An 8,801-nucleotide genomic window follows, 5' to 3' on the forward strand; every position below is an offset into this window, starting at 1 on the left:
GGGACGAGCGCATATCCACTTCAGCAACCGACGATAGGGCGACACAGCGCTGCCCTACGCAACGGTGTGCGTGACCGCTGCGTATCCCCGACATGGGGAGTTCCCACCTTCAAACTTCCAGGAGATGTGTGTAGAGCTGCGGTCACTTTTCGGCATCGCAACTATCGCGGTTTCGAGAGACTTCATGAACACACCACTCAGGGCCTACAACGTGTCTATACAACGCCTCACTCGCGCACTGGAGCTGATCTCGAAGGAAGTCGGAGGAGTACATGTCCATACTGTCTCGGCCTTTTTGTTTGTCGCACGTCGCGGCAAATGCACTCAAAAGGATGTCGAGATCGAACTGGGCCTCAGCAACGCCGCGATCTCCCGCAACATCTCGTTTTGGACCTCCAGGCGCTACGACAGGGGGAAGGGGCTCGGCTTCATTCAAGCCGTCGAGAACGACTACGACCGACGCTTCAAAGAACTCACGCTTACTCCTCTTGGAGTAGCATTCTACAAGCGTCTATTGGAGGCGATTGAACGGTAAGTGAACACTGCTCATTAAGAACGAAAACGGAACAAGAACATTTGGCACGAGTGACAATATCCCCTCCACTAGCGTAAGGGTTAGCACTTGCACTAAGTTTCGGAACTGTCTAGAGAAAACCCCAGTGGGGCCACGTGGCGGAGTGGTTACGCAGCGGTCTGCAAAACCGTTTACACCAGTTCAATTCTGGTCGTGGCCTCCAACAATCAAATCAAACACTTAAGCTTTCGCCTTGAAACACGACGCGAACTGAGCGTGGCGTCGGCTTGGCATTCCAGAATGCCTATGAACGCTTGCGGCGCTGGAACTGCCGGCGGCGACCTTTGGGAGCAGGCCGCGGCGCAAGCTCGGGCATCGCGGCCTGCACCTCGCGAAAGCGGGTCAACATCCGCTCGAAGCTCGCATGGAGCGTCTCGGCGATGTCCAGGCGCCGCTGCAGGCTCGCCAGCACCAGCGCGGCGGCCTCGATCGTGGCAAGCCCGTCGCGACGCGGCTCGCGGCGCAGCCGGCCATAGCGCGAGGGACGCGCCGGATTGAGGATCACGCGCTGGCACTTCAGCATCCAGGGATTGCGCCACCATAGCGCCTTGGCCTGGCTCCAGGTCCCGTCGAGCAGCACCACGCCTTCGATGGCATTCAGAATGGTCCGCTGATTGTCGGCGATCTCGCCCTTGCGCGTCAGCGCGACGACGTCGCTGTCGGTGTCCAGATCGGCCGCCCGAACCGAGCCGAGATAGAGCACGGCCCAGCGCGCGGGATCGGCGACCGGCCGGCCCAGCGCCTTGGCAAGGCTCGGCCAGGACAGGCCGACCCGCACGCTCGCATTGGCGAAATGCGCCGCGGTCAACCGCGCGGTGCCGAGCGCCCTGTCCTGCTCCTGCGGATGCTGCAGGATGAGGAGCGCGATGCGGCTCTGAAGCGGCGTGACGCTGTCGCAGATGCAGAGCGGCAGCGGCTTCTGGCACCGCGGGCACTCGGCGACTGGCTCAGGCGCGGCGGTCGTGGCCTCTGATGGGACGGACATGGCGGCCGCTATACGCTTCGGGTCACGCGGCAACAACCCGGCATGCGTCTATTCCGCCGGCACGTGAACCGCGCGCGGTCCGGACCTTCGCCGCAGCCGGTCGATCAGGAGGTAGATCACCGGCGTCGTATAGAGCGTCAGGATCTGGGACACGAACAGGCCGCCGATGATGGTGATGCCGAGCGGCCGTCTCAGCTCGGTGCCGGGGCCGGTGGCGATCACCAGCGGCAGGCCGGCGAACAGCGCCGCCATGGTCGTCATCAGGATCGGGCGGAAGCGGGCCCGGCAGGCCTCGAAGATCGCCTCCGCCGAGGACAGGCCGCGCTGGCGCTCGGCATCGAGCGCGAAGTCGACCATCATGATGCCGTTCTTCTTGACGATCCCGATCAGGAGGATGATGCCGACGAAGGCGATCACCGTCAGCGGCGTATTGGTGATCTGCAGCGCGAGCAGTGCGCCGAGCCCTGCCGACGGCAGGGTCGAGATGATCGTCAGCGGATGGGCGAGGCTCTCATAGAGCACCCCGAGCACGATATACATCGCGACCAGCGCGCCCAGGATCAGGAGCGGCTGGCGGCCGCTGGTCCTGGCGAAATCGCCGGCATTGCCGTCGAAGCTGCCGCGGATGCCCTCCGGCATGTGCAATTCCTCCACCGCGCGCTGGATGTTTGATGTTGCGACCTGGAGCGGCACGTCCGGCAACAGGTTGAACGACACCGTGGTCGAGGGAAACGACTGCGAATGGAACACCGCGAGCGGCGCCAGCCCGCGCGCCGCATGCACCACGGCCGACAGCGGCACCTGCACGTCGTTGGCGCCGGCGACATGGATATGATCGAGATTGGACGGATCGACCTGGAATTTCGGGTCGGTCTCCAGCACGATCATGTACTGGTTGCGCTGGGTGTAGACGATCGAGATCTGGCGCTGCGAAAACGCGTTGTTGAGCGCATTGTCGATGTCCTGGACGCGGACGCCGAGCCGGGAGGCGGCCTGGCGATCGATCGTCAGGCTGAGCTGCAGGCCGCCGGGATCGCGATCGCTGGAGATATCGGTGATGCCTTCGACCGTCTCCATGCGCTTGGCCACGATCGGCGCCCATTGCTGCAACAGGCTGAGATCGGTGCTCGACAGCGTGTACTGGTAGTCGGAATCGCTCTGCCGGCCGCCGGCGCGGACGTCCTGGGCCGCGAACATGAACAGCCGGATGCCGGCCACCCGATAGAGGGCGCGGCGCAGCCGGTCGATGACGAGCGCGGTCGAGGTGTGGTCGCGCTCCTCCGGCGGCTTCAGGCTGATGAACATGGTGCCGCGGTTCGACGTCGCCCCGCCGGGACCGCCGCCACCGAGCACCGAGGCGATGCCGGCGACCGCCGGATCGGCCATCACGATATCGGCGAGTTGTTGCTGCAAGCCAAGCATGGACTGGAACGAGATATCGGCGGAGGCGCGGGTCGCCCCGATCACGAAGCCGGAATCGTCGGTCGGGAAGTAGCCCTTCGGCGTCTTGACGTAGAGTGTCACCGTCAGGCCGATGGTGGCGAAGAACACCAGCAGCGTCAGCAGTGGAAACTCCAGCACCGTGCGCAGCGTCCGGGCATAGAAGTCGACGATGCGCGACAGCGAGCCTTCGATCGCGCGGTCGAACAGCGTTGCGGTGCCCGACGTTGTCCGGCCGATGTAGTGCGCGCAGATCATCGGGGTCACGGTGAGCGAGACCAGGGTGGAGACCACGATGGCAAAGGTCAGCGTCAACGAGAACTCACGCAGCAGGCGGCCGACGATGCCGTCCATGAAGATCAGCGGCGTGAACGCCGCGACCAGCGACAGGCTGATCGAGACGACCGTGAAGCCGATCTGCCGCGCGCCCTCCTGCGCCGCCTGGAACGGCCGCATGCCCTCCTCGAGGTTGCGGAACATGTTTTCGATCATGACGATGGCATCGTCGACCACGAAGCCGACGGAGACCGCGAGCGCCATCAGCGACAGATTGTCGATGGAGTAGCCGGCGACCCACATGCCGGCGCAGGTCCCGGCCAACGCCAGCGGCACTGAAACACCTGCGGCAATGGTGGGAGTCATCCGGCGCAGGAACACGAACACCACGACCATGACCAGGATGGCGGTCGCAAGCAGCGTCCATTGCATGTCGAGCACGCTGGCGCGGATCGTGCCGGTGCGGTCGACCAGGGTGGAGACCTCCACGCCCGCCGGAATCCACTGTCGCAGGCTGGGAATCAGCGCCTTGACCCGGTCGACGGTATCGATGACGTTGGCATCGCCCTGCTTGGTGATCTGGATGATGACCGCCGGCTGCTTGTTGAACCAGGCGAACGACCGCGCGTTGCGAACGGAATCCTCGATGTCGGCGACGTCGGACAGCCGCAGGAAATTGCCGCTCGCACTCTTGATCAGGATGTCGCGGAATTCCTGCGCGGTGCGCATCTGCCGGTTCAGCCCGAGCGTCTCGCTCAGCCGCTCGCCGTTGAAGATGCCGACGGGACCGAGCGGGTTGGCATTGATGATGGCGGTGCGCACGTCGTCGGTCGATATGCCCGCATTGGAGAGCGCGACCGGATTGAGCGCGACGCGCACCGCGGGCTGATCGGCGCCGCTCACCGTGACGTCGCCGACGCCGGGCACCTGGGCGATGCGCTGGGCCAGCACGGTGTCGGCGACGTCATAGATGGCGCTGGCCGAGATGGTCCTGGAGGTGAGCGCCATGACGTAGACGGGGGCTGCCGCCGAATTGGCCTTGCGGAAGCGCGGCAGCGTCGGCAGGTCGCTCGGCAGGTCGGCGAGCGAAGCGTTGATGGCCGCCTGGACGTCGCGTGCGGCGCGGTCGATGTTGCGGCCGATGTTGAACTGGAGCTGGATGCGGCTGACGCCGAGCGTGCTGGTCGAGGTGATCTGGTTGATCCCCGCGATCTCGCCGAGCCGGCGTTCGAGCGGCGCCGCCACCGTGGCCGCCATCACCGACGGATCGGCGCCGGGCCGGGTGGCCGAGACGAAGATCGCCGGAAAATCGACGTTGGGAACGGACGCCACGGGCAGGAAGGCATACGCGACGACGCCGAGCAGGAACAGCCCGATCGACAGCAGCGTGGTGGCGACGGGCCTGCGGATGAACGGCTCCGAGATCGAGGCCATCGTTCACATGCCCTCGGTGGCGCCCGCCGCCGGCGTCTCCGGTTCGGGCGGCGGCAGCGCCCGCTCGAGCCGCCGATTGATCCGGTCGAGCGCGAGATAGATCACCGGCGTGGTGTAGAGGGTGAGCAACTGGCTGAGCAGCAGGCCGCCGATGATCGAGATGCCGAGCGGAAAGCGCAGCTCCGAGCCGGTGCCGCTCTCGACGGCGAGCGGCAGCGCGCCGAACAGGGCCGCCAGCGTCGTCATCATGATCGGGCGGAAGCGCAGCAGGCAGGCCTGCACGATCGCTTCCGTCGCCGGCAGCCCCTGCCCCCGCTCCGCGTCCAGCGCGAAGTCGATCATCATGATGGCGTTCTTCTTGACGATGCCCATCAGCAGGATGATGCCGATCAGCCCGATCACGGAGAGGTCCTGACCGAACAGCACCAAGGCGAGGATCGCACCGACGCCGGCCGACGGCAGCGTCGACAGGATCGTGATCGGGTGGATGTAGCTCTCGTAGAGCACGCCGAGCACGATGTAGATGGTGATGACGGCGGCGAGCAGCAGCCAGGGTTGGCCTGCCAGCGCCTTGGCGAATTCGGCGGCGTCGCCGGCATAGACGCCGACGATGCTGCCGGGCATGCCGATGCTGGTCTCGATCGTCTTGACCGCCTCGACCGCGTCGCCGAGCGCGGCCCCGGGCGCCAGGTTGAAGCTGAGCGAAACCGCCGGGAACTGCGCCTGATGCGAGATCGCCAGCGGCGCGGTGGTCCGCGTCAGCGTCGCGACCGCCGAGAGCGGTACCTGCGCGCCGGCGACGCCCGGCAGGTACAGCTTGCTCAGGATCGAGGGATCGCGCTGGTACATCGGCAATGCTTCCAGCACCACGCGGTACTGGTTGGCCTGGCCGTAGATCGTCGAGATCTGCCGTTGCGCGAAGGCGTCGTTCAGCGTGTCCGTCACGCCCTGCAGGCTGACGCCGAGCTGGCCGGCGCGCTGGCGGTCGACGTCCAGCTGCGCCCGCAAACCGCCCTCCTGGGCCTCCGAGGACACGTCGCGGAACAAGGGATCGCGCCGCATCTCGGCAACGAGCTTGCGCGCCCATTCCGACACCAGCGCCGCGTCGGTTCCGGTCAGTGTGTACTGATATTGCGAGCGGCTCGACTGGGTCGAGATCTGCACGTCCTGCACCGGCTGGAAGTAGACGGTCATGCCGGGGATCCCGGCCACACGCTGCTTCAGCCGCGCCACCACCACGGCGACGTCGTCGCGCCGCTCGCCGCGCGGCTTCAGGGTCATCACCAGCCGCCCGACATTGGTGGTCGGATTGACCGAGCCCGCGCCGATCACCGAGACGACGCCGACCACGTCCGGGTCGGCCTTGATGGTTTCGGCCGCCTGGGTCTGCCGGCTCTGCATCTCGGCAAAGGAGACGTCCGGTCCGGCCTCGGTCACCGCAGTGATCGAAGCGGTGTCCTGCAGCGGCAGAAAACCCTTAGGCGCGACGACATACAGGATCAGCGTCGCGGCCAGGGTTGCAAACGTCACGATCAACGTGGCGCGCTGGCGCTCCAGCACCCACAGGAGCGTCCAGTGATAGAACGAAACCATGCGGTCGATGAGCCGGCTCACCGCGGCGAGCCCCGGCACCACCAGCTCCTCGCTGGCGTGCCTGAGCAGGCGCGAGCACATCATCGGCGTCAGCGTCAGCGACACGATCGCCGAAGTCACCACCGCGATCGTCAGCGTCAGCGCGAATTCGCGGAACATCCGCCCGACCAGGCCGGACATGAACAGCAGCGGGATGAAGACCGCGATCAGCGACACCGTCAGCGAGATCACGGTGAAGCCGATTTCGCTGGCGCCGCGGAGCGAAGCCTGCATCGCGCTCTCGCCGTTCTCCATGTGGCGGACGATGTTCTCGATCATCACGATGGCGTCGTCGACCACGAACCCGGTGCCGATCGTCAGCGCCATCAGCGACAGATTGTCGAGGCTGAAGCCCGAGAAATACATGATGCCGAAGCTCGTGATCAGCGACAGCGGCAGCGCGACGCCCGCGATCATCGTGGCGCGCAGCGAACGCAGGAACAGCAGCACCACCAGCGTCACCAGCACCACGCTCAGGATCAACGTAAACTGCACGTCGTGGACGGAGGCGCGGATGGTGACGGTGCGGTCCGAGACCACGGTCAGGTTGACGCCGGCCGGGATCGCGCGCTGGACCTTCGGGATCTCCTCCCTGATCTGGCGGACGACATCGATCACGTTGGCACCGGGCTGCCGCTGGATGTCGATGATCACGGCCGGCGTGCCCTGGTACCAGCCGCCGGTACGGTCGTTCTCCAGCCCGTCGACGATCTGCGCGACGTCGCCGATCGTCACCGGCGAGCCGTTGCGGTAGGCGATGATGATGGGCTTGTAGGCCTCCGCCGCGGCGATCTGGTCGTTGGCGGCGATCGTATAGGACTGCTGCGCGCCGTGCAGCGCGCCCTTTGGTCCCGATACGTTGGCGCTGGCGATCGCCGAGCGCATATCCTCCATCGCGATCCCGTAGGCTGCGAGCCGGGCCAGATCGGCCTGGATCCGCACCGCCGGCTTCAGCCCGCCGAGCACGGTGACGCGCCCGACGCCGGAAATCTGGCTGAGCCGTTGCGCCAAAATCGTGTCGGCGATGTCGCTCATCACCCGGAGCGAGATCGTCTCGGAGCGCAGCGCCAGCGTCAGGACCGGCGCATCGGCCGGATTCACCTTGGCGTAGGTCGGCGGATACGGCAGGCTCCGTGGCAGCACGCCGGCCGCGGCGTTGATCGCGGCCTGGACGTCCTGCGTCGCGCCGTCGATGTCGCGGTTGAGGTCGAACTGCAGCGAGATCTGGCTGACGCCGTAGGAGCTCGTCGAGTTCATGGACGACAGCGCGGGAATTTGCCCGAGCTGCCGCTCCAGCGGCGCGGTGATCAGCGAGGCGATCACGTCGGGGCTCGCGCCCGGCAATTGCGTCGTCACCTGCACGGTCGGGAAGTCGACCTGCGGCAGCGCCGAGACCGGCAGCGCGAAATAGCCGAGCGCCCCGCCGATCAGCAGTGCGACGCCGAGCAGCGAGGTCGCGATCGGTCGGCGGATGAATGGTTCGGAGACGCTCATCCTGTCCGCGCCTTCCCGCCCCTCAGACGGCGCATGCCGGGATCATGGCTGCTTCTTCGCTCCATTGCCCTTCTGTCCGTCCTTGGCCTGTCCTTCGCCGGCCTGCGGCGTACGGCTGCGCTTGCGCGGCGCGAGATCGAGCGATGGCGTCTGGTCGCTGCGGCCGATGATCACCCTCGAGCCGTCCGACAGGTTGGCGAAACCGGTCGTGACGACGCGATCGCCCGCCGACAGGCCGCTGGCGATGACGGCGTCATGCTCGTTCTGCTGCGTCACCGTCACGGGCTTGGCCGAGACGAGGTCGCCCTCGCCGATCACGTAGCTGAAGGTCCCGACCGGGCCGCGCTGCACCGCCGATGTCGGCACCACCAGCGCCTTTTCGATCGTCTCGACCTTGAGCCTGACGTTGACGAACTGGCCCGGCCAGAGCTGGTAGCCGGCGTTGGGGAATTCGGCCTTCAGCTTCAGCGTGCCGGTGGTGGGATCGACCTGGTTGTCGATGCCGCTCAATTTTCCGGTATCGATCACCGTGATTCCATCATTGCCGAACACGTCGACCGGAAGCGGGCCCTTGGCGGCTGCGGCGTTCACCCGCATGATCTGCTGCTGCGGCAGGCTGAACTGCACCGCGATCGGCTGCAACTGGGTCAGCACGACGAGACCGGTGGTGTCGGAAGCGTGGATGATGTTGCCCTGATCGACCTGGCGCAGGCCGGCACGGCCCGAGATCGGCGCCACGATCCTGGTATAACCGAGCGTGGCCGTCGCATTGTCGATCGCGGCCTGGTCGGCCTTGACCAGCGCCTCGGTCTGGGCGACCAGCGCGCGCTGGGTGTCGGCCTGCTGCTTGGAGCCGGCATTGGACGCCGCGAGCTGCTCATAGCGCGTCAGATCGATGCGCTGGTTGGCGAGTTGCGCCTGGTCCTGCGCCTTCTTGGCGACGGCCTGGTCGTACTGCGCCTGGTA

At 66.2% G+C, this 8,801-nt stretch carries 5 protein-coding genes and 1 tRNA gene; 2 read left to right on the plus strand and 4 right to left on the minus strand.

Annotated features, from left to right (window positions below; genetic code table 11):
- The first annotated feature begins 184 nt into the window (after nt 1-184).
- Both KGM94_RS20640 and KGM94_RS20645 read left to right on the plus strand, forming a co-directional pair.
- A complete protein-coding gene (locus KGM94_RS20640; RefSeq protein WP_300263540.1) occupies nt 185-535 on the plus strand; it encodes a MarR family winged helix-turn-helix transcriptional regulator in 351 nt (116 codons plus the stop codon).
- Nucleotides 536-663: 128 nt separating this feature from the next.
- A tRNA-Cys gene (locus KGM94_RS20645) sits at nt 664-737 on the plus strand.
- 81 nt (nt 738-818) lie between these two features.
- Here the strand turns inward: KGM94_RS20645 and KGM94_RS20650 are convergent.
- From KGM94_RS20650 to KGM94_RS20665, 4 genes are all read right to left on the minus strand, one after another.
- Complete coding sequence (locus tag KGM94_RS20650) at nt 819-1,559, minus strand: tRNA-uridine aminocarboxypropyltransferase (protein WP_300263542.1); 741 nt, start codon at nt 1,557-1,559, stop codon at nt 819-821.
- A gap of 48 nt (nt 1,560-1,607) precedes the next feature.
- Entirely contained in the window at nt 1,608-4,709 is a 3,102-nt protein-coding gene (locus tag KGM94_RS20655; RefSeq protein ID WP_300263544.1) for an efflux RND transporter permease subunit, read from the minus strand.
- 3 nt (nt 4,710-4,712) lie between these two features.
- Entirely contained in the window at nt 4,713-7,835 is a 3,123-nt protein-coding gene (locus KGM94_RS20660) for an efflux RND transporter permease subunit (RefSeq protein WP_300263546.1), read from the minus strand.
- A 42-nt stretch (nt 7,836-7,877) separates the two neighbouring features.
- On the minus strand, nt 7,878-8,801 hold a 924-nt coding region (locus tag KGM94_RS20665), incomplete at its 5' end, for an efflux RND transporter periplasmic adaptor subunit (protein WP_300263548.1).

Origin of the sequence: Bradyrhizobium sp. (assembly GCF_028868675.1) — a bacterium.
In the GTDB taxonomy this organism is placed as follows: domain Bacteria; phylum Pseudomonadota; class Alphaproteobacteria; order Rhizobiales; family Xanthobacteraceae; genus Bradyrhizobium.

Bases quoted from the DNA above. Each gene is read 5' to 3' on its own strand.
- KGM94_RS20660 (WP_300263546.1), bottom strand. From the start codon at position 7,835: ATGAGCGTCTCCGAACCATTCATCCGCCGACCGATCGCGACCTCGCTG.
- KGM94_RS20650 (WP_300263542.1), bottom strand. From the start codon at position 1,559: ATGTCCGTCCCATCAGAGGCCACGACCGCCGCGCCTGAGCCAGTCGCC.
- KGM94_RS20640 (WP_300263540.1), top strand. From the start codon at position 185: ATGAACACACCACTCAGGGCCTACAACGTGTCTATACAACGCCTCACT.
- KGM94_RS20655 (WP_300263544.1), bottom strand. From the start codon at position 4,709: ATGGCCTCGATCTCGGAGCCGTTCATCCGCAGGCCCGTCGCCACCACG.